Origin of the sequence: Pseudoalteromonas sp. PAB 2.2 (genome assembly GCF_001938575.1) — a bacterium.
GTDB lineage: Bacteria > Pseudomonadota > Gammaproteobacteria > Enterobacterales > Alteromonadaceae > Pseudoalteromonas > Pseudoalteromonas lipolytica.
Map to the genome: position 1 here is coordinate 1 of NZ_LYPI01000029.1, position 22359 is coordinate 22359.

16 protein-coding genes are annotated in these 22359 nt (G+C 42.3%); 5 read left to right on the forward strand and 11 right to left on the reverse strand.

Annotation, left to right across the window (positions count from 1 at the left end; translation table 11 throughout):
• The 6 genes from BWD47_RS19705 to proB all read right to left on the reverse strand — a co-directional run.
• Positions 1 to 5855: S8 family serine peptidase (locus BWD47_RS19705; RefSeq protein WP_075594524.1), on the reverse strand; the 5855-nt coding region annotated here is incomplete at its 3' end.
• Positions 5856 to 6665: 810 nt separating this feature from the next.
• Positions 6666 to 8192 (reverse strand): arylsulfatase, encoded by a 1527-nt coding sequence (locus BWD47_RS19710; protein ID WP_081759736.1) that lies wholly within the window; start codon positions 8190 to 8192, stop codon positions 6666 to 6668.
• Between the two features lie 257 nt (positions 8193 to 8449).
• Positions 8450 to 9934 carry a glutamate--tRNA ligase gene (gene gltX, locus BWD47_RS19715; protein WP_065978065.1) on the reverse strand — a complete coding sequence of 495 codons (1485 nt, stop codon included), beginning with the start codon at positions 9932 to 9934 and terminating at the stop codon, positions 8450 to 8452.
• Between the two features lie 80 nt (positions 9935 to 10014).
• Positions 10015 to 10374: a glutathione S-transferase N-terminal domain-containing protein gene (locus tag BWD47_RS19720; protein WP_036970649.1), complete on the reverse strand. Its 360-nt coding sequence runs from the start codon at positions 10372 to 10374 to the stop codon at positions 10015 to 10017.
• Between the two features lie 67 nt (positions 10375 to 10441).
• Positions 10442 to 11413 carry a GGDEF domain-containing protein gene (locus BWD47_RS19725; RefSeq protein ID WP_075594525.1) on the reverse strand — a complete coding sequence of 324 codons (972 nt, stop codon included), beginning with the start codon at positions 11411 to 11413 and terminating at the stop codon, positions 10442 to 10444.
• A gap of 63 nt (positions 11414 to 11476) precedes the next feature.
• Positions 11477 to 12580: a glutamate 5-kinase gene (gene proB / locus BWD47_RS19730; protein ID WP_036970656.1), complete on the reverse strand. Its 1104-nt coding sequence runs from the start codon at positions 12578 to 12580 to the stop codon at positions 11477 to 11479.
• Positions 12581 to 12702: 122 nt separating this feature from the next.
• On the opposite strand from proB, the gene BWD47_RS19735 reads away from it, so the two are divergent.
• Entirely contained in the window at positions 12703 to 13650 is a 948-nt protein-coding gene (locus tag BWD47_RS19735; protein ID WP_036970658.1) for a DMT family transporter, read from the forward strand.
• On the opposite strand, the gene BWD47_RS19740 is transcribed toward BWD47_RS19735, so the two are convergent.
• Genes BWD47_RS19740 through pdsO form a run of 3 tightly spaced genes read right to left on the reverse strand, consistent with a single transcriptional unit; the run spans position 13557 to position 16887 of the window.
• A complete protein-coding gene (locus BWD47_RS19740; protein WP_075594533.1) occupies positions 13557 to 14144 on the reverse strand; it encodes a class GN sortase in 588 nt (195 codons plus the stop codon). The genes BWD47_RS19735 and BWD47_RS19740 overlap by 94 nt on opposite strands.
• Positions 14132 to 16123 (reverse strand): marine proteobacterial sortase target protein, encoded by a 1992-nt coding sequence (locus BWD47_RS19745; protein WP_075594526.1) that lies wholly within the window; start codon positions 16121 to 16123, stop codon positions 14132 to 14134. Before BWD47_RS19745 ends, BWD47_RS19740 begins: the two co-directional genes overlap by 13 nt.
• A 26-nt stretch (positions 16124 to 16149) precedes the next feature.
• Positions 16150 to 16887, reverse strand: a complete 738-nt coding sequence (gene pdsO / locus BWD47_RS19750; RefSeq protein ID WP_074988891.1) for a sortase-associated OmpA-like protein PdsO — start codon at positions 16885 to 16887, stop codon at positions 16150 to 16152.
• Positions 16888 to 17117: 230 nt separating this feature from the next.
• Between pdsO and pdsR the strand changes: the two genes are divergently transcribed.
• From pdsR to BWD47_RS19765, 4 genes are all read left to right on the forward strand, one after another.
• A complete protein-coding gene (pdsR, locus tag BWD47_RS19755; RefSeq protein WP_075594527.1) occupies positions 17118 to 17807 on the forward strand; it encodes a proteobacterial dedicated sortase system response regulator in 690 nt (229 codons plus the stop codon).
• A complete protein-coding gene (gene pdsS, locus BWD47_RS19760) occupies positions 17807 to 19939 on the forward strand; it encodes a proteobacterial dedicated sortase system histidine kinase (RefSeq protein ID WP_036970669.1) in 2133 nt (710 codons plus the stop codon). Before pdsR ends, pdsS begins: the two co-directional genes overlap by 1 nt.
• A gap of 108 nt (positions 19940 to 20047) precedes the next feature.
• Positions 20048 to 20209: a hypothetical protein gene (locus BWD47_RS20160; protein ID WP_155950844.1), complete on the forward strand. Its 162-nt coding sequence runs from the start codon at positions 20048 to 20050 to the stop codon at positions 20207 to 20209.
• 50 nt (positions 20210 to 20259) lie between these two features.
• Complete coding sequence (locus tag BWD47_RS19765) at positions 20260 to 20469, forward strand: hypothetical protein (protein ID WP_036970671.1); 210 nt, start codon at positions 20260 to 20262, stop codon at positions 20467 to 20469.
• 8 nt (positions 20470 to 20477) lie between these two features.
• Here the strand turns inward: BWD47_RS19765 and BWD47_RS19770 are convergent, their stop codons facing one another.
• Together BWD47_RS19770 and BWD47_RS19775 are read right to left on the reverse strand one after the other, a co-directional pair.
• Positions 20478 to 20978, reverse strand: coding sequence for a DUF1543 domain-containing protein (locus BWD47_RS19770; protein ID WP_036970673.1), 501 nt, complete (start codon positions 20976 to 20978; stop codon positions 20478 to 20480).
• A 36-nt stretch (positions 20979 to 21014) separates the two neighbouring features.
• Entirely contained in the window at positions 21015 to 22358 is a 1344-nt protein-coding gene (locus BWD47_RS19775; RefSeq protein ID WP_065978059.1) for a sigma 54-interacting transcriptional regulator, read from the reverse strand.
• Position 22359: the final 1 nt, after the last annotated feature.

Consider the following 22359-nt stretch of genomic DNA (forward strand, 5'->3'; position numbering starts at 1 on the left):
GCTTTACGGCGTCTTAAGCCTGCAAAACCTGCCATTAGAAGTGTTAGCCACGCAAGTGAGCCGCTTGAATCCTCATCGTCATCTGAGTCATCAACCTCGGGAGCTTCTGTTACTGATAACTGTAAGCTTTGTTCAACCGTTGTTGTACCATCACTTACTGTCACAGTATAAACATAGTCACCCGCAACGAGACCTGACACTTTCGTGCTCGCACTGTTTGCTGACTCTATCGTACCTGGACCCGTCCACTCATACGTTAACTCATCACCATCAAGGTCTGATGCCGTTGCGCTAAGTGTCGGTACTTGACCTTCACGTACATATAAATGAGTCTCTGCAAGCTCTACAACAGGCGCATCATTCACTGCGTTTACTGTCAGTGTAAAGGTTGTTTGTGCTACCGCCGAAGGCTCGTCTGTATAAGCAACCATTACTGTTACTTCAATTTCACCATTGAAGTTTGCTGCCGGTGTCAGTTTTAGCATTGAACCCGTTTCATGACCCATTACCTCAACTTCAGCATTGTCAGCCATTGCTGTAATAACGGTTTCTTTACCTAACTGGTTGTCAAAGTTAACCGCAATCTCTGTGCTGTTATCTTCATCAACTGATTGGTTAGAAATAGCATCAATTGCTAAGCGCTCTGCAACAGTAACTACTTTCACATTCATAGTTGCTGATGTTTCAAGTTCACCATCTGATACTGTCACTGTAAATACATGGTCACCCGCAGTTAAGCCTGACACGGTTGTTAACGCTGCGCTTGCATCTGCAATAACACCGTTACCTTGCCAGCTATAACTCAGCTCATCACCATCTGGGTCCATTGACGCTGATGCATCTAGTGTGACCGTATCGCCTTCTGTGATAACCATCTCTGTATTCGCTACATTTGCAACAGGTGCATCGCTCACTCCAGTTACTGTCAACATAAACGTCGTGCTTGCAGCATCTGATGGGTTCTCAATGTCAGAAACAACCACCGTCACTTCTGTTTCACCGTAGAAATTCTCATTGGGTGTTACGGTGACTGTATCGCCATCAACTTCAAAACTTACATTGTCTGAAATAACTGAAATTTCATTTTTCGAGTTTGTTTCATCAATATAGTGAACATCAAAGCTAATTGCTGTTTCCTCTGTGGTTACCATATCGTCAAGCGCTACAACCGTGATGTTGCTTGGTACTGTAATTTCATTAAGCTTAGTGATTGCTTCGATGCCATCAACATTTGCAATGGTGTTAAGTGCCAATGTTTGACCTGCAGCAGAAGGGAGTACTTCAGCCCATGCCGTTACTTCGAACTGAGACATTTCAGGGCCAACGTAATCCATACACACGATGTAGTCATCTTTTACTACTTCGTCGATGTTATCGTACGCAATATCAACCCCTAAATAATCACCTAATGGACCAAATGTTGATACTTGGCCTTTAAAGCCTTGCACACCGATACTACCGTGAGTACCTGTACTGCCAAAGTCGATGTTATCGTACGCATAGTAGATTTCATGCTCATTCTTACCAAAACGTGTTTCAGCATTGAAAATTAATTGGAAATCGAATGAGTTATCACGACGGTCATAAGAGTACTGACCTCTAAAGCCAAACTCGTTACCGTAGTCAGATGCATTATCCCACTCAATAATAGCCCAACCATTTGCTGTTGAAGCCAGTGAGATACCTTCAGATGCAGATAGACCTACAGAGAGAACATCTTTGGTGATAGATGATTCAGTGATAGACCAACCACGCCAAAGTGGTGCCATATTTTCGTATGGAACATTTTCATATGGGAAGCGTAAATGTGCAGGAACAAGGTAACGCGCACCTAGCGTATCAACCGTACCAATCCCTTTAACTTGGATGAAGTTATTCCACATATTTACTTCATCACCATTATTAAACAGGCTTACTTTATCGTATGCACCATTGAATAAAGTGTTAACTGGAATTATCCAACCACGGCCATAGTTAGCTTGACCATTTTCTTGGAAACCCGACAACATTGGGAAAATACCAAAATCAGATAAGTTAACATAACCACCTGGGTTTGAATTACCAAAACTTGGAAGGCGACACATTTCATCGGTTACATTGTTAGTAACAAGGTAATCAGGTTGAACATCTCGTGTATCTGGTTGTACACCCGAGATAACAAGTTTACCGTCAACAACTTCAGCATCCACATCTGACGTGCTTGAGATTTCAATGCGATCAGAGTGGAAATTTAATCCTGCAGGCGCATCAATATCAAATGAGAACTCACGGTCGGCACCCGAGTTATTCGCAAGTACATTAAAGCTAACAGGAATTAAGTCACCGACTTTAGCTGCTTCAGTGCCTACGGCTACGTCAACAACATCAACACCACGCTCAATGCGAAGTGGAATAGTCCCGAGGTTATCTGGGTTTACGGTTGATGTGCCAGCGTCGATTGCACTGTAGTAAATACCGCCTGCATTCATGTTCATATCCCAATTGATTGTCATATCAACTGGGTTTACGCCATCACTTGCAGGAAGTGTAACGTCAAGCGTATCCGCTACATCATTACTAACAACGGCTGTTGCAATTTGAATTTTTTCGATAAAGTCAGGATTACGTTGTTTCGCTGGGTTATAAATAACGGCCCAATATTCACCTTCTTCTGGGTTATTAATATTACAGAAGTTGTTATAAACAACGTGACCAGAGACACACAAGATTTCATCTTCAATCTGAATTTCGCCATCACCATTGTAGTCTTTACCAATGTAGACAAGCGGGTTAGCACGGTCAGAGTTTCCTTCAAGTTCAGACTCTACGCCCACAACTTCAACGACTAAGCGTTTAGAATCAGCCGGCACAGTGATGAACTTAGAATAGGTAGCCTCATCAAGTATATCAGCGGGGTCTACTTCAACCGTACGATTAGAAGCCCACGGGAAGAAATTGTCTTTATCTTTTGGTAATTCAAACGTATCTATGGTTGCTTCAACTGGCATATATGCTTGTGCAACAGGTGATGAAACAACTGGTAACTCAACGCCTTGTACAACGTAGCTGCCTTTATCAGAGTGTGCAACAGTTGTTAGGTTCGCTGGTAAATCGCCACGATCATATTTGAATACAACAGGCCAACGCGCATCAGGAATGTTCTCTTCTTCTGCTTTAAACAGTAGGTTGCTGTGCAGCTCTACTTCTGAGTTACTTGACCAATCTTGTGTTTCCATGATTGATGCTTTAACAATAATGGTTTGTGTTTCACCCGCTTTTAGAGAGAACTTATTAGGGGTAATTTCAAAGTTGATACCATTTTGTGGAATTTGCTTATTCATGTCGAAATTCCAGTTCACAACTTCTTCGTTGCTTACTGTCCATGTACCATCTTCGGTGGCTGTAATGGTACGCACCCACTGACACTCTGGCTTACATGAGAAATTAACAAGATTTGGCATGTTCAACTTATGTGGTGTACCGCCACTGTCAGGGTTTGCTGCAATAAAGTTTTCCGCAGACTCATCCATGACAAAACCGGCTTTAGCTGCATTAGCAACATTAATACGACCTGCACCAGCACGGTAAACTGACGCTTCACCGATGGTATCTTTTTCATTGTTCAAGCGATGATATTTAACCACGTTATCAGCAGTCATTGATAATGCTGATTGAATTTCAGTTGCTGACCAATCTGGGTGTACCTGGCGTAGCAATGTCATTGCACCTGCAACGTGCGGTGATGCCATTGATGTACCACTAGAACTTGAGTAATCAGTGCCGTATGGTGTGGCAACAAATGGATGTTCATCAGCGTAAGCCGCATAAATGTCAACACCTGGCGCTGCAAGGGCTGGAGCCAATACTTCACGGTTTGGATACGACGGACCACGAGAAGAGAATGGCGCTAACCAATCAGCATCTTCAGCATTAACTATACGCTCAACATTGGTTGCTTTAATGGTGATCATGTGGCCTTTTTCAGAGAAGCTATCAACCCAATCCTCTAAACCATCATTTGGGTATACACCATTCCACTGATCATAAGTAAAGTGAACACTTGGAAGTGAGTAGCCTTCAGCAACTGTCCCTTGGTCTCTATTACGGTTAAACATAATGAAACCATCTGCTCCGCCTGCTTTGATATGATCAGACTTTGCACCACGTGCATTAGCATTAGGGTCTTGAGGGTCATGGCGTTGACAAATAACGATTACGTTAGTTTCACCCTCTGCAGCACCCACAATTGGCGAGCCATCTTTGTAAAAGTCAAACGTGCCAGCTGGGTAGTCAGCAGTACAATACCCATTCGCATCTTTAACACCATTCACATCAGCATAGTCTTTAGCCCACACAACGACACCCGTGATGTCTGTTTGGTTAAGTGAGCCACCTGTTAGACCCATTTCTGACCAGCTTGGCACTTCAGAGCCCATTGATGCGTCAGCAAAGCCTGCATATTCAACCGGCGTTTCAATCACAACACTTCGACCATGCGTCGTTGCTGCAACTTGCGCAAGCCAAGGTGATGAGTTATCCAAATAGCCGAAACACTCTGCGCTGCCACACCCTTGGCCGCTGTTACCAGCCGCAGCCGCAACGTTAATACCCGCTTCACGTGCTGCTAAAAACGCAAGTTGTACTGGGTCTGTCCAGCTGTTTGAATCTGAACCACCAATTGAGAAGTTAATAACATCAACACCATCAGAAATCGCATCTTCGATACCTGCTAGTAATATTTCGCCCGGACAGCCATTCGCACCGATATCATTTGATGGGTAACACACTTGGTAAGAAATAATATTTGCATGCGGTGCCACACCCGAAATTTCTGGGAAGAGATCTTCTTTAATCACCATGCCATCTGATTGGTCACCAGCACCAACAGTGACTAATGGTACGTTTTTAACTACGTTACCCGCTGCTGTTGACGCAACGTGCGAGCCATGCCCTTGGTAATCTTCACCAATTGCAGGCCAGCCTGGGATAATTTCAGAGAACACATCGGTGATCATGTCATAAGAACGTACACCGATTAATTTATTATTACATTGGATGAACTCTGCATCGTCAACACAGTCACCTAAGAAGTTACCATCGCCGAGCGGGTTAGTGTGAACATAACCGTCGCCGCCAACTTCTGCAAAAGACGGGTGATCTGAATTGATACCGGTATCGATTATACCAACGATTTGCCCTTCACCTTTGCCTTTGATACCGCTTGGTACACTCGTACCATTCCACACTTGGTCTGCACCAATATGACGAGGGCCTTCATCAGATAAAAGGTCATAATTCTTTGAACGCATAACAGATGAAACAGAGCCTAGCTCTGACACTCTACGCGCTTCGGCTTCTGTCATTTTTACTGAGAAACCATTGATTGCTTTAGTAAACTGGCGGCGCATTTCTGTACGGCCTGTTACTGAAGCCACGCTCTGCATTACCGATTGCTGCTTAGTTAATAACTTATTTTGATAGTCGATTACAGCAGGAGAAGACGGCTTACCGTGTTCAAAAATCTTACTTACACCTTGTTGTTGCAAGCTACGAGCAAGTGGAGATTGAATATCTCTTGCTTCTAATGCAACGGCATTGTCACGAAGTTTTACAATATAAATACTTTCGCCTGTGATGCCTTCTTCAACGAACTTTCTTGTTTGTGCATTTATTTTTACGTTCAAGCCATTGTTTTGCAACATTGTTTCTGAACTAGCGTCATGAACTTTATTTGAAAGTGCTTTTACTTCATCGAATGTAATATTAGGTGCTTGTAATTTATTTGCGTTGTTATTAGCTTCAATACCAGTCGCATAGGCTGCGCTGGCACTGTAAAGAGCCGCAGCGACAGCAATTGAGAGTGTTTTTACTTGCATAAGTAATTCCTGGATAGTTATTTGAATAATTATTTAAGTTTTATGAATATCCATTTCCAAACTTAACCGTTATTCAATCACACCCATGAAACAAATTAATCAACTTAGTTGTAGCGTTTTGTACTTAACCTTAACAAATAAATTACCAAAATAACGACAAAATCAAATTTAAGCTTATAAAACAAGCCATAACGCTAATCGAAATTTGATGGACACTCTCTAAATGTGAAAATTTCTACTTTTATTTAAGACGCAAAAAAATCGACACCGTTAACAAAGATTCAAGCTTAGTTACATTTTCAACCCCATTTAAGACTAACCAAAGTGCATAAATAGATGTATTTATTCAATATTAGCCTCAATTTTTAACAACAAAGTCATGCTTTTAGCGATAGAACAATAGAGCTTAGTTAAAGTGAAAAAACATCACTCGACTGCTCGTTTTACTCACCACTTTTTCAACTTTATCTGCCTGCGGCAACATAGGTTTAAGACTAACAGTCCCCTAATTTGTTTACTTATGAATTCGAAAAGTAGCGAATACAGGAATTTATAAGTGAAGAACAAGCTATTCAAAGTGATGCATATTATTTTGGCGATGTTGAAGAACTTAGCTGCCTAGGGCAACGTTCAGTGCAATCTAGCGGTTACAATCCAACAGCGATAAATAGAGTATTGCTATTGAGCAGTTAAAACGTGAGGGGGTAAATAGAGGCGACAATGGCTACAGGGTTGAAAGTTGTAAAGGCTTTACCAGTGACGAACAAAACTGCGATGTCGCAACGTCGTGCCCTGGTAAAGCCTATATTTTTAGCGGTTTAGCGCTTGCTTTGAAATCATTTCAGCGACACTATCCACTTGTACTGACATGCTCTCTTGGCTAGGCGGGAAAGCCTTAAAGGTTTTTACAAACTCTGAAATTTGATTACCTGCAGGGCCTAAAATCCAGCTACGGTTTTCTGCCCACTCATCGTAACCCCTTGCATCAATGAAGCGCTCAAATGGGTCCATTTTTAGGTTAATGATGTAAGGTGTAGTAAGGGCTTGTTGCGAAGATCTGAACCAATGCTCTTGCTCTGTGAAAATTAACTTCCAATCACCGTAACGCATACCGTGGAAAGTCGTTTCGGTAAAATAATAAAACTCTTTACGGTTTGTTTTACCATTATTCAACAAGATATCACTTTGATCGAAGCCATCTAAATGAACTTTATACTTTTGGCCATTAATTTTTGTACCTTTAAGCAAATTAGCTTTTAGGTCTTTATCACCGAGCCATGACATTATCGTTGGTATCCAATCTTCCATGGTCATAAACTCACCCGTGCTTACACCACTTGGAATATGGCCTGGCCATTTAACAAGCATAGGAACTCTGAAACCACCTTCCCAGCCACCAACACCTTTTTCACCATGAAACGGCTGGTTACCACCATCAGGCCATGAGTTTGATGCAGCACCATTGTCGGTAGAAAACATCACTATTGTATTATCAGATACTTTAAGCTCATCAAGTAAGTTAAGCAGCTCTCCTACATCATCATCCAGTTCAGCCATACCATCAGCATATAAACCAAACCCTGTTTTACCGTCATACGCTTTATTAAGGTTAGTTTGGTAATGCATGCGTGTGGTGTTATGCCAAACGAAGAAAGGCTTATTTTGTTTTACAGCATCACGAATAAAACGTTTTGATTCAACAAGCACTTCTTGGTCTAAATTACGCTGACGTTCTTTACCAAATGGGCCAAGATCTTTAACCTCTTGTTTACCATTAGCAAGCGCTTTTGAATGAATGACTCCACGCATTTTTAGACCAAACTTTTCTTGTGTTTTGGCGTCTTGTGGATAATCTTGCTGTTCTGGGTATTCACCCGCGTTGAGGTGGTACAAAATACCAAAAAATTCATCAAAACCATGATTTGTTGGTAAGTGTTCATCAAGGTCACCTAAATGGTTTTTACCAAACTGCCCTGTTACATACCCCTTAGATTTAAGCATCGTTGCTAACGTTGGATCTTTCTTTTGCAAACCTTGTGGTGCTCCAGGTAGACCTACCGTACTAAGACCGGTACGCATTGGGTACTGACCAGTAATAAATGCAGCACGACCAGCCGTACACGAGGCCTGTGCGTAATGATCCATAAATATCATGCCATCATTGGCAATGCTATCTATGTTAGGTGTGCTACCTCCCATCATGCCACGATGGTAAGCGCTAATATTCCACATACCAACATCATCACCCCAAATAATAAGCACATTGGGTTTATCAGCAGCGAAACTCGACATACTAATGCCAAAAAAGGTCAAACAGACCAATAAGTATTTGAACATCACTTTCTCCTTGAAAATTAACCGAAGCATTCACTTCAGCTTAAAAAATCCCTCGCTTGCAGCCACCTTATACTGCTTAATTAAGATATTCCTACAAGTGATAAGTTGTACATGTTTAATACTATTAGAGTAGTACCTATTTACAAGTTAAATCTGCGTTAACTTTGATTTAAATATAAAAAAACCCCCAGTCATTGGAATGTCCAACTATTGGGGGTCACTTCACATATAGCTCGGTTTTTAAAGCGTAATAATTTTTAAGCTTGCGGGTAATCGCGGTAAGCGCGCTCAATATTTTTCGCTTGCTTTTTTGACACGCCAATGTGCGAAAGTGCAACACGTAATCGCGCACGCGACAGGTCTGAGCCTAATATTTCCATTGCATCAAGTACCGATGTTGATGATGTTTTGCCCGTAATAGCGACAAAAATCGGCTCAAGAAAATCTTTAATCTTCAGCTCATGGAACGTTGCAACTTCTTTCGCAATGGCAAAAATCGCTGATTTTTCCCATGTACGTAAGCCTTCTAATTGCCAGATGAAGAATTGCAGTGCTTGACGTGTTGCATCTTCACCCGCTTTACCAGCCGTTAACAACGCAGGATCATAGCTTGGAATACCGCCCACGAAATGACCGGCAAGATCAACCATGTCTGATAACGTATTAATACGTGTTTTTGCTTCTGGTAATACTTTAGCGAATAACTCAGTATTAAATTTCCAATCAACAAAACGTTGCATTAATTCAGCATCTGACAAGTTTTCACGGATCCACATACCGTTTAACCAGCTAAGCTTATCCACGTCGAAAATAGGCCCACCCAGAGAAACACGTTTCATATCAAAGTGTTCAATCATCTCATCTAGCGTGAACTTTTCACGTTCATCAGGCATTGACCAACCCATGCGGCCTAAATAGTTCAATAGTGCCTCTGGCAGGTAACCCATTTCTTTGTAGTAATTGATTGAAGTTGGATTTTTACGCTTTGATAACTTTGATTTATCTGGGTTACGAAGTAACGGCAAGTGACCAAGTACAGGCGCTTCCCAACCGAAGTCTTCGTATAATTTTAATAGCTTAGGCGCTGAGTTGATCCACTCTTCACCACGGAAAATATGGCTAATTTGCATGTGGTGATCATCAACAACGTTAGCAAGGAAATACGTTGGGAAGCCATCGGCTTTCAGCAACACTTGCATGTCTACGTTTTCCCACGGGATCTCAATTTCGCCACGAAGATAGTCGTTAAACTTAAACGTGCCGTCGCTTGGGATCTTCATACGAATAACGTACGGCTTACCCGCGTCAAGATTCGCTTTGATTTCATCGTCTGATAGATTTAAACCACGACCATCATATTTAGGACGCAAACCCTCAGCCATTTGTTCTTCACGCATTTGATCTAGCTCTTCGCTAGTTGCAAAACAATAAAATGCTTTGCCTTGCTCAACTAACTGATGCGCAAACTTTTTGTATAAATCACTTCGCTCAGATTGACGGTATGGACCAAACTCACCGCCCACATCAGGACCATGGTCCCAGTTTAAGCCTAACCAACGTAAGCTATCCATGATAGCTTGCTCTGATTCAGCTGTACTGCGCACTTGGTCAGTGTCTTCTATACGTAAAACAAACTCCCCACCTTGCTGTTTTGCAAAGCAGTAGTTAAATAAAGCGATGTAAGCAGTACCTAGATGCGGATCACCTGTTGGTGAAGGAGCAACACGGGTGCGAATTGTCATGGTTATATCTCTCAAAAGACAATTAAAAATTTGCCCAAATGCTAGCACAGCATGAGCTATTATCGAAGTGAAAAGCCGCTTTATGCAGCGACTTTATCTAAATAAGCAATGATATCGTTTGATTCATACAACCACGTTACTTGGCCGTTTTCTTCAATACGTAAACACGGTACTTTAATTTTTCCGCCCTGCTCTAATAGCTCTTGGCGAAAGAGTTCATTACCTTTGGCGTCTCGAGTTTCCACAGATAAGCCCTGGCGTTTAATCGCACGGCGTACTTTTACGCAAAATGGGCACGCTTTGAATTGATATAGCTTAAATTGTGATGTTACTAAATCAAGCTGTGCTTGCTCTGCAGCAGGACGTTTTTTACTGCGCGGCGTAAAAATAAAATCAAAAAGTAAAATAAGGCGGCCTAACAACCAGCGGACAAACTTCATCTCACATTCTCATACTGAATAAAATAAGGTGGGCAATTTTAACACAGCACTACACGCTGCAACAGGCTCAAAATAACTCTATCGAGTCATCATTGTGTTTATTATCTTGAATATCCAATTCGCAATACGCCGTTATGCGATTACGCCCCATGTTCTTTGAATGATACAAGGCGTTATCTGCTTTTTGAACTAAGCTTGCAACCATTTCAAACTCACAAATAGGCAAAAAACCACAACTTACAGTGAGGCTACCTACTTGCGGAAATGGATACTCAGCGACACACGCACGAAATCGATTTAACACGTTGCGCGCATCACATTCGTCGGTTGCTTGAAATAAAATGGCAAACTCTTCTCCCCCATAACGAAATACATAATCTTCGAATCGGAAGTTATTTTTGAGTAATTGTGCGACCAGCAAAATGACTTCATCACCAATAACATGGCCGTAGTTATCATTCACACGTTTAAAGTGATCAATGTCGATCATTGCCAAATACCAGTGGCGGTGATTTACATCTGAGTGAGTAACTCCATGCGCCGCTTGCGCCGCGATATCAATCACTTTTTTATCAAACGTTTGACGATTAAGTAATTCAGTCAATGGGTCAAGGCGGGACTTATACAACAATGAAAGTTGGTTAGCGTAAATATTTAGCATGTAAATTGCTAACATACTACAGCGTTCGGTGAGCTCTTGATTCGACTCAATCACTAAAACCCCTACTACATTTCCCGTATAATAAACAGGTACATAGGTATAAATACAGCCATAGTTATGGCTAATGCGGATTTTATTGCGACTGACTTTATCTATTAATTCATTGACCTCGTGTTCAGAGAGCTTCTCTATCACGGTGTCTTTATTAATTAATTGTGCAGGTAGCCCTGGTTTAAAGAATTTATTGACATAAATAGCAAACCGCGAAAACTCTCCTAACCCTGCCACCGCATCGACAAGGGCCTGATCAAGCTCTGGCTCTTCTTCTTGCTGTGTTATCGTCACAACCCATTCATGTCCACAAGGGTTTGCCTGCATTGAAAAGTCCCCAGAACTATTAGTAACTTTAGTGTAGTTAAATTTATAAAAATTACTAAAAAACTATAATAAAATCATATCATCTCTGTGTATTACTTCACTGCTTGGTGCAAACACAAGTAACTGCGCAATTTGTGATGAGTGGCAGCCTTTTATTGTATCGATTTCTTGATGGTTAAAGTTAACGAGCCCCTTTGCAATACATTGACCTTCACTCGATATCACTTCAATTACATCACCTCGTTCAAATTGGCCTCTAACAGCTCTGACCCCTTTTGCTAAAAGGCTGGCTCCGCGCTCTTGGAGTGCCAAACTGGCACCATCATCGATCACCAGTTGCCCAGAACTTTTGGGGCCCGCTAATAGCCATTTTTTTCGACCATCTTTGGGGGCGGTTAATTTTAAAAACCGAGTACCTGGCAGTTTGTCAGCCATGCAATTTAAAATCACATTTTTGCCCGCACCTTTGGCAATAATCACTTCAACGCCTGCACGACGAGCAATATCAGCAGCTTGAAGTTTAGTTGCCATTCCGCCAGTTCCTAAACTTGTACCACTTCCACCAGCAAGCTCTCTGAGCTCATCGTTAATGTGTGATACTTCGTTTATGAGAGTTGCATTAACATCAGAGCGCGGGTCACCAGTAAACAACCCCTCTTGGTCGGTCAGCAGCAAAAGTTTTTCTGCATTTGCTAAAATAGCCACCAACGCAGACAAGTTATCATTATCGCCGACTTTTATTTCAGTCGTGGCTACGGCATCATTTTCGTTAATGATTGGAACCACATTATGCGCAAGCAATGCATTGAGTGTGTCGCGGGCATTTAAATAACGTTCGCGGTCTTCAACATCAGCTCGGGTAAGCAGCATCTGCCCAACATTAATACCATAGAGTGCAAATAAACTCTGCCAAGTATGAATAAGATGACCTTGGCCAATTGCTGCCAGCATTTGTTTTTCGATCAAAGAACGGCCACAGGGGGTTATTAATTGCTCACGACCCGCAGCGACAGCGCCACTGGATACTAAAACAACCTGATAACCTTGTTTTTTTAACTCACAACACTGGCGAACAAGCTCCACCATATGTGCTTTATCTAATTTGTCTGTACCGCCTGTCAGCACACTTGTGCCTAGCTTTACAACAACGACGTGTGGCCTTTGCATCTGCGTTATTAATTCTGTAAATAAAATAGAGAATTTATATATACCAGCAAACAGTTTTTGAACAAGTTAAAAAAATTCATGCTAGGATCGTTTTTTCATTTTTAACACACGAAGCGACACCTATGCCTGCCAGTTTATGCTTAATAATTGCCACTTTTTTATGGGGAAGTTCCTATATTGCGTTAAAGCATGCAATCACAATTTATGACCCCGTATTGGTAATTTTTTTAAGGATGTTAACCACCCTTTTAATTTGTTTATGCTTGTGGCGATTTGTGATCCGCTTTGAATTTAAAAAAGGCGACTGGAAATACTTGATAGGCATGTCGCTGGCAGAGCCTTGCTTATATTACTTATTTGAAGGTCATGCGCTTGAATACACATCAGCATCGCAAGCGGGTGTTATTGTGTCTTGCTTACCGATTATTGTCGCTATTTTAGCTTTCTTAATGTTAAAAGAGTACATCAGTAAAGCCATTGTGGTTGGCTTTACCCTCTGTATTGGTGGCAGTATTTTGTTAACCTTGCTTTCGCCAAGTAGCGAGCAAGCGCCAAACCCTTTACTGGGTAACTTTTTAGAGCTCATGGCCATGGTCTGCGCGGCCTTTTATACTGTCAGTGTTAAACACTTAGTAACACGTTACTCCCCGCTTACACTGATAGCCATACAAGGCTTTAGTGGCAGCCTATTCTTTGCACCCTTTTTATTCTTTATTGAACTGCCGAGCGAGAATCAACATGATTTGAGTGCCCTATTGAGTATTTTATATTTAGGCTCGTGCGTGACCTTAGGCGGCTATGGTATGTATAACTATGCCATCAGTAAAGTATCGGTACTAACTGCCGCGGCTTACTCTAATTTGATTCCTATTTTTGCGTTAATTTTATCCGCTATCTTACTGGGGGAAGTGCTAACAACTTGGCAATGGTTAAGTATCGGTGTGGTATTTGCGGGCGTGATTGTCAGTCAACGCCATCAAGAACTTAAAATTGACGTAGATGATGAGAGCTTGTCTGCCGACACTAATAACCTCAACTCGGTACCCGATGCCAAAGAATCAAAAGGGTAACAGGTTAATAAATACAAACCGGGTTGCATTAAAAAGGCCTGCTCGTGTTGATGAATGACACGAACACTGCGTACTTGGTAGTGCACGACTTGGCCGTTTTGTAACTGCATAGAAAACGACTCGCCCACTTTCACATTTTTTAAAAATGCAAAGTGGGTATCGTTGTGGCCTGCAATTAACACCCCATTGTCACTCGAAAGTTCACCACTGGGTAAGAAATGCCCGGGAGCAAAGGCTAAGTTACGCCCCGACGCCCCCGCTAAAATAGTTAAACGTTGCTGCTGAGTAGGCCAATTTAGTTGTGCTGTGACATAACCGTCAGCGTAAAACCACGGCCTGACTTTTTCATTTGGCGTCAGCAAAGCATGTTGCCAAGCTGACTCAATCAGATGCTGGGCAAGCCACGCCTTGGCTTGCATATAACTGCCATTGAGTAGCAGTGAAATGCCAAGCAACCCCACACACAGTGGTAAGGCCTTTTTTAACGTCGCCATTGCCATAACCATGCTAACGATACCAATAACAAGCCAAACACTATAAATACACGACTTTGCCCATCTGTTTGTGGCAATGTCATTCCACTCGGCAGCCTATTTCTTAGTTGCACTGAGCGCTCAGCAATTTCGTTCCCAGCGACGTTATCAACAGCAATAAAAGCAGTAAATGGACTGAGTAAATGATGCTGAAGTGCCAATGTTTCGACTTCTGACTTTACGCTGTCTTTATCATTATAAAGCAGGAGTGACTTAATTTTCTGCCTTGCCCATAGTCTTGCTATGCCCTCACCTTGCGCCGCGTGATTCGCTGATAAGTTAATACTAAGAGGTCCTGATTGGGTCTGCCCGGTCAGGGTTACATGTTGATTTCCAGCTAACTTCACCGCAACTAACACGGGCTCAGAAAAATAAAGATCGGGTAAAGGCGATGGCCAGTACTCAAGCTCTTGGTTATCTGCATGTAAGACAAGCTCGGTTACAACTGGGTGAGCGAGTTTATCGAATAATAGCTGCATTTTAGGCTGTACTTGGCTGGCGCTACTAATAAAGGTAAACGTACCACGACCAATATCAGCAGCGCGTGTCATAAAGAAACTATTTGGTGCACTGCCAATACCAACGGTAAATAAGCGGCTATCACCTAAGTCAGCTTGAATTTGCGAAAACAACTGTGTTTCATTGCCCACACTGCCATCGGTTAAAAATACAATTTGACGCACAAAACCATCATGTTGTTTGCCATCTAATACCCGCGATAGTGCATTACTTATCTCTGTGCCACCATCAGCTTGCAAGCCATATATAAAACGCTCTGCACGGCGAATATTAAAGTCATTGGCAATCATTGCAGACTCACTGAGAGCCGTAACGTCATTATCAAAACCAATAATATTAAAGCTATCGTTTTCATCGAGTAACGATAAAGCATAAAACAAAGCGTGCTTTGCCTGCTCCATGGACTGACCATGCATAGAACCCGACGTGTCGACTACAAAGACCATTTCACGCGGGAGGCGTGCCTGTGCGGTAAAATGATCCGCTGGCGGCACGAGCATCAATAGTCCATATTCTTCGCCATTGACGACTTCTTTAAAAAACGCAGCCTGTGAACTTTCTTTGTCGAGCGGCTTAAATGTCAGCTCAAAATCACGTGTCATCGGTACATCGCGATTAAGGGCAAGTATATAGCGCCCAAAATGTGGGTTATCAATTTGCATACCGCTCAGGTTTGCATTTATATCACTAAGCTCTAAACCAATATCCATGTTAATAGCCAAGTTTAAATGTGCATCAACCTGCTGACTATTTGTGCGTTGGTACACCGGTTTTAACCACGCAGAAGCCAGAGCGCTCTGATTCAACATTGACGATGAATTAGGCTCTGGGTTTTCGCTTGTATGAGGCTTAAGCTGAGCTGTTTTTGGTTCATAGCGGGGTGTAATCGTGGTTGGGAAACGCAGTGAAAATACCCCATCACGAAAACCAATTATCTCTTGATACTGTAAGGTGATTTCAATTTCATCGCCCGCCCCGATATTTGCAACATCGGTTGCGAAAATATTCGCCCGTTGCTGACGTACTAGGGCTGCTCGCTTGCCTTGCTGCTGCGCCTCTTTAAACTGCTGCTCAGCTTGCTGTTTGAGTGCAATATTGCCCGTAATCACACGCTCACCAATTTGCATTTGTAATGCATGTACTGCGCTTTCATCGGGCAAAGGAAATACATAACGCGCATTAACTGCAAACGGGTGTGGGTTTTGATAACGCTGCTTAACAACCACATGATTGATTAAACCTGTGAGCGTCATCGTCACATCGTTTTTGACTAAAACGCCTGATGACACTTCGCTGTGCAAGTTATCATAAAACCGTAATTGTGCACTGACATTAGCGGCTAATGCAGGATTTATAGCATATCCTAAAAGTAGGATAAAAAGGCTCACGGACAAGAGCCTTTTGGTTCGGTTACTCAACATAACATGTCACTCCATCGACAGATGAATTAGCGATTGCTTTTTGCAGTCTGTAATTGCGTGTTTTGAACAGGTCGTGTGGTTAGTGTGACTCTGCGATCAAACACGTTATCTTCATAATCATTTGAACTTGCAACACTTTGTTTCTCGCCAAATGCTGTAGCAGACAGTCGCGTGTGCGGCACACCTTGTTTAATTAAATAACTTTGCACGGCATTCACTCGTTTCTTAGATAGCATTAAATTAGCGAGTTCATCACCCCGTTGGTCGGCAAAGCCGTTTAAGTCGATAGCCAAGTGCGGTTGTTCAATCAGTAACCGTGCGACTTTATCGAGCTGACTGGCAAAATGCGGGGCTATCTCACTTGACCCTGTTTTAAATTGAACGGTCATGGCCAGCAAAGTATTTAGTTGGGCTTGAAGCAATTGCTCTTTCTCATCATTCAAGCTCTCAAGTTGCTCAGTCAAAACCGCATTATTAGCAATAACCTGCTGATAATCTGCGGTGTGCTGCTGCATAACAACAAGTGCCTGGTTTTGCGCTTCGATAACACGCTCACCGGCTTCTTTTTCACCGATTAATCCTCCGGCAAATGCGCCAACAAATGCACCCACAGGGCCCCCAATCAAACCGCCAACAACAGCGCCTGCACTAAGGCCAATAGCTGTTTCTTTTGGTGTTTCTTGTTTTGCTTGAGGCGCAGCCTCAACAAATTGGCTTGTTGATAGGGCCGACGTTATAAGTGCAGCAATGATGATCTTTTTCATAATTTAATCCTTTCTTTTACATTAATTGTTTGGCAACTATTGGTTGGCGTTGCAAACGTGGTATAGCGCTATTAAAACAAGCCGAAATGGCAATAAAGGGGATCAAAAAAGGCAAACTGCTGAGCAATTGTGGCAGAAAAATGGCAATCGCATTTTTGCCAGTACGCACAGTAAAATTTTCGGTATAGTGTATTCATAGTGCTGACTATGAAGCTAAATAAGTAGGAAGAATGAAGAAAATAGCCATTGTCGAAGATGAAACAGCCATCCGCGAAAACTACACTGAAATGTTGAGCGCACAAGGCTATCAAGTCATTGGGTTTGCTGACCGAGCAAGCGCAGAGCTGTCGTTTAGCCAGTCATTGCCAGATTTGGCCATCGTAGACATTGGCTTAGCGCATGAAATTGATGGAGGGTTTTTATTATGTCAAACATTACGGTCGCTCTCGAAAACCTTGCCTATTATCTTTTTAACCGCGCGTGATAGTGAAATTGATACGGTCTGTGGCCTGCGCATGGGCGCTGATGACTACTTAACAAAAGATATCAGTATGGCGCACCTTGCCGCACGAATTGGGGCTTTATTCAGACGCTTAGATGCACTTGAACAACCGGCTAATCAAGGTGCGCTACTGCATCGTGGTCTATTAAAATTAGATAGCCAGCGTATGCAAGTGTTTTGGCACGATCAGCTTGTTGACTTGACGGTGACTGAGTTTTGGATGGTGCATTCACTTGCGCAGCGTCCAGGGCATGTAAAAAGTCGCAATGAATTAATGAGCGATGCAAAAATTTATGTCGATGACAGTACGATTACTTCCCATGTTAAGCGCATCCGAAAAAAGTTTATCGCCTTAGATAATAGCTTCGATTGTATCGACACAGTGTACGGTATGGGTTATCGCTGGGAGCAAGCTTAATGCTCAGATTTGGTTTGCGCAGTAAGTTTATTTTACTGTCTTGCTTTTTGTTTTTACTGCCTTGGCTTGGCTATGAATATGTCTGGGAAATGGAAAAGTTTTTAAGGCAAGGCCAAGAAAAAACACTCGTAGGCACCACACGAGCCCTGGCAACAGCGCTACATGAACGGCCAGCCTTATTCGACTCGCAAACCAATTTTTTAGATCAGGTCGTTAAAGGCCGTGATTTATATGCCTATAACCTCAGTAACCCGATTCAACTTGATGGCAAACTTGCTGACTGGCAACCCTATAGGGCACTTTTTTGGCATTACGATAAACGCTACTTACAACGTGTAAACCCCGCGCACGAAGACGCTGATTTAGCATTTAGTCATATGGTTGGTAAGTACGAAAACTATTTGTATGCAGTCTTTGAGGTGCGTGATAGCTCGTTGGTGTATCGCGCTAAAAATACGCTCAGTATTACGCGCAATGATCACTTACAAATCATGTTAAAGACCCCCGAAGGTGAATTTAAGCATTACGTGATTGCTGCTCGCCAAGATGGCTGGGTTAATGCCTTTGACGCTATCAGCCGCGAGCCTGTTACAAAGATTCAAGGCTATTTTCAAAGCACAGAAACGGGCTATAACATTGAACTGCGCTTTCCATTAAGCATGCTTGGCAACAAGCTGGGATTTGCAATTGAAGATTGGGATGATGACAAAGTTGAGCCTCAACTTATGTCAACGTCTAACCTACTCAATCCCAACGACATTGGCTCGGTGCTTGTGCCTTCACCAGAGATAAACCGTATTTTAAAAGGGATGGGCCATAGCGGCAGTCGAATTTGGGTAGTCGATAGCCACCATCGCGTACTCGCACAAGCGGGGTCTATACATCACGCTGATGGTGTCTGGGCAGATGGACTCACAGATAAACCGGCAACAACATGGTGGCAACAATTTGAGCGTGATTACTTGCATCCGCTTTATTACCAAATACTAACTCGCCCTGAAAATGAGTTTATTGATACTTTGCATGATGTGGCCGCTATGCAAGGCACGCATATCGCCAGTGCATTAAACGGGAAACCCGCTTCATCGTGGCGCTTAACTCCCGATAGCAAGGCGGTGATCTTATCAGCAGCCTACCCGATTTGGATTCAAGATAAGGTCATTGGTGCTGTTATCGCAGAAGAAACCACCAATGGTGTGCGTACTCTTCGTAATAAATCGCTCGAGAAACTATTTAACGTTATTTTAGCTGTCATGCTAGTCGGTACTGTCACCTTATTCTTTTTTGCATCACGGATCTCAAGCCGTATTCGTCGTTTACGTGATAACGCTGAGCAAGCTATTGATGCACAAGGCCGAATTACAGGCAAAATAACGTATACCGATTCAAATGATGAAATTGGTGATCTCTCACGTAGTTTTGCCAATATTGTCAGCCGCTTAAGTGGTTATACCGATTACCTTGAGAATATGTCATCACGCCTTTCTCATGAATTACGTACCCCTGTTGCGGTGGTGCGCTCATCGCTTGAAAACTTACAAATGCAGCCGCAATCTGAGTTTAGTCAAAAATACCTCGCGCGCGCCAGTGAAGGCGTTGAGCGACTAGGTAAAATAATAACCACAATGAGTGAAGCAACACGCCTAGAACAAAGCATTCAAAATGTGGAAGCTGAGACGTTTGATCTCACTCAAGTGATCACTGGCTGCATGCAAGGTTACCAAATTACTTATGGCGAGAAATTATTTAATTTATCACTTTATGAATCACCACTGCCCCTGCGAGGGGCCCCGGAGTTTATTGCCCAACTTCTTGATAAACTGATTAATAATGCGCTCGAGTTTAAATCTCCTGACAGCCAAGTAACGGTGAGTTTAGCTAAAAACGAACAGCACGCTATTCTAAAAATTGTGAACCAAGGCCCTTTGTTACCAGAGGGCTTAGTAGATCATATATTTGATTCGATGGTATCAGTGAGAACTCAAGAGCATCAGCAACAACCCCATTTGGGATTAGGCTTGTATATTGTTCGTTTAATTTGTGATTACCATGAGGGACAGGTCAAGGCTGAAAATCTCGCAGATGATAGCGGCGTGGTGTTCACTGTAAGTTTGCCTATAAAACAACGATGACAGCGTTACACTTGATAACAATTTAATGCTTAGTTATTCACCAATAATTCAGATTGGCGGGCTTAGTATATTGTACTATAAAAGGCAAATTTGACTCGAGGGGGCATCATGCAATCAAGGTTACAACGTGAAGAAATCGAATTCATAATGGCACTTTATAATTGTAATGATGTAACAGATAAACCCGCAGAGCCTAAAAAGCAATCAAAGAAAATACCGACTAAAAAAGTTGATACAGCGCAATATAAGTCACCAAGTTATTTGACCTAGCTTAACTTAGCTCATTACAATGCCCCACCATTGAAATTTGACCTTATGTAATGAAAAATCACTCGCCAAAAAAAGAGTTAATCTTATTGCCTGTTTTGTTTGTGGCAATCTTGTTATGTGTTGCTGGGCACTTTTTACTTCAGCCTAACTACCAAGATAGCCATACTGTAGAATATTTACTTGCTGCACTCCCTTTTGCACTGTTTGCTTTAGTCATCATTGCTTTTAAGGTTGCCAGTAAAAGCGAGAATGATGACTAATTAATTCACTATAAAACGTGATAGCCAAACCAATCGGGTTTCATCGCTTGAGAGTGCCCACTTGGTGTTAGCTTAAGGGTCAAGTTGCTATCGAGTAAATCGATAGCAAAACAATCATCTACGTCATGTAAATCATCTTTGTGCAAATGTGTCAGCCCTGCAAGCAAAGAGTCTTTAGCACGTTGCTTTGCTTCCTCACTGCTGCGCGCAACATACAATGCAAAGTCATGTTGTTCGGCAAGACTGTCTGCTCGATACGCGCCTAAATTAACAAAATAAAGCTTTTCAGGTTGCTCGTGAGCCCCTTCTATCACCTCTACTTTGTAACCATCAATGTGCTGAATATGCATGTAGCTATCCATGTGCACACTGCCTTTGTCACCCACCCACTGCGCTTTTAGCTTTGAGTAGGTGTCTTCAATTTTATCACCAACAACAAATCGAACATCGTGCATTTCGATATGACAGCCTTGTATACGACCACCAAGGTAAACTAAATAAAGCCCCATGCGCTTTCCTTTTTTTGCATCTAGGTTTTGTTGTATCTAGATTAAATTTTCTACATTAATGTTGTGTTTTTTAATTAGTTTATAAAAATCTGAGCGATTTCGTTTTGCAAGCTTTGCAGCCTCTGCGACATTGCCGGCTGCCATTTTTAGCGTATTTATTAAATAGTCACGCTCAAACTCTTTTTTAGCATCGTTTAATGATAATGGCTCTGCATTACTTACATTGCTATTGAGCGCGCTTTCAACTAGCTGTACCGCAATTACATTACCTGGGGTCAGCGCGACAACTTGTTCAATCACGTTTTGTAACTGACGAATATTACCAGGCCAGTCATAACGCACCAATGCATGCATTGCGTCATTAGCAAAACGCTTTTCATCTTGATTCATACGTTTTGCTATTACGCTTGCAAAGTGCTGTGCCAGCAAGCTTATGTCTTCCCGTCTTTCACACAAAGGAGGAAGCTTTAAGTTCACCACATTGAGTCGGTAATACAAATCTTCACGAAACAATTGGTTATTAATCGCTTCAGGTAAGTTTTTATGCGTTGCCGATACTATCCGTACATCAATAGGAATTTCTTCTTGAAATCCCACGGGACGAATTGTTTTTTCTTGCAATACACGTAATAGCTTTACTTGTAAATTCAGAGGCATATCACCTATTTCGTCAAGAAAAAGGGTACCACCTTGAGCCTGTTGAAACAAACCCTGGTGATCTTTTACCGCCCCAGTAAACGCACCTTTTTTATGACCAAATAATTCTGATTCTAACAACTCACCTGGTACAGCCCCACAGTTAATTGCAACAAAAGGCCCATCACTAACGTGACTATGCTGGTGAATCGCCTGTGCTAATAACTCCTTACCTGTGCCACTCGCCCCTGAAATTAATACATTAACATGCGTTGGCCCAAGTAACTTTACTTGCTCAAGGAGGTGCAACATGGCACCGCTGCGCGTAACTATGTTTGTTTGCGTTGGAGTTTCATCACCATGCACACCATGGATCTCGATTGCTTTGGCGAGGCTATCAAATAACTCATCTTTATCAACTGGCTTGGTAATAAACGCAAAGATCCCCTGCTTAGTTGCTTCAACTGCATCGGGGATAGAGCCATGCGCTGTCATCATAATGACTGGCATAGACGGATAGCGACTTTGCAACTGGCGGTGCAGCGCCATACCGTCCATTTCATCCATACGTAAGTCGGTAATCACAGCATCAAAGGTTTGCATTTTTAATTGCTGCAGCGCAGCCAGACCACTCTCAACCGTGCTAACTTGATACCCTTTTGATTCGATTCTAATTGCAAGTAATTTCAGTAAGCTTGCATCGTCATCAACCAACAATATGCGTGGTTTTGTTATCTCAGCCATG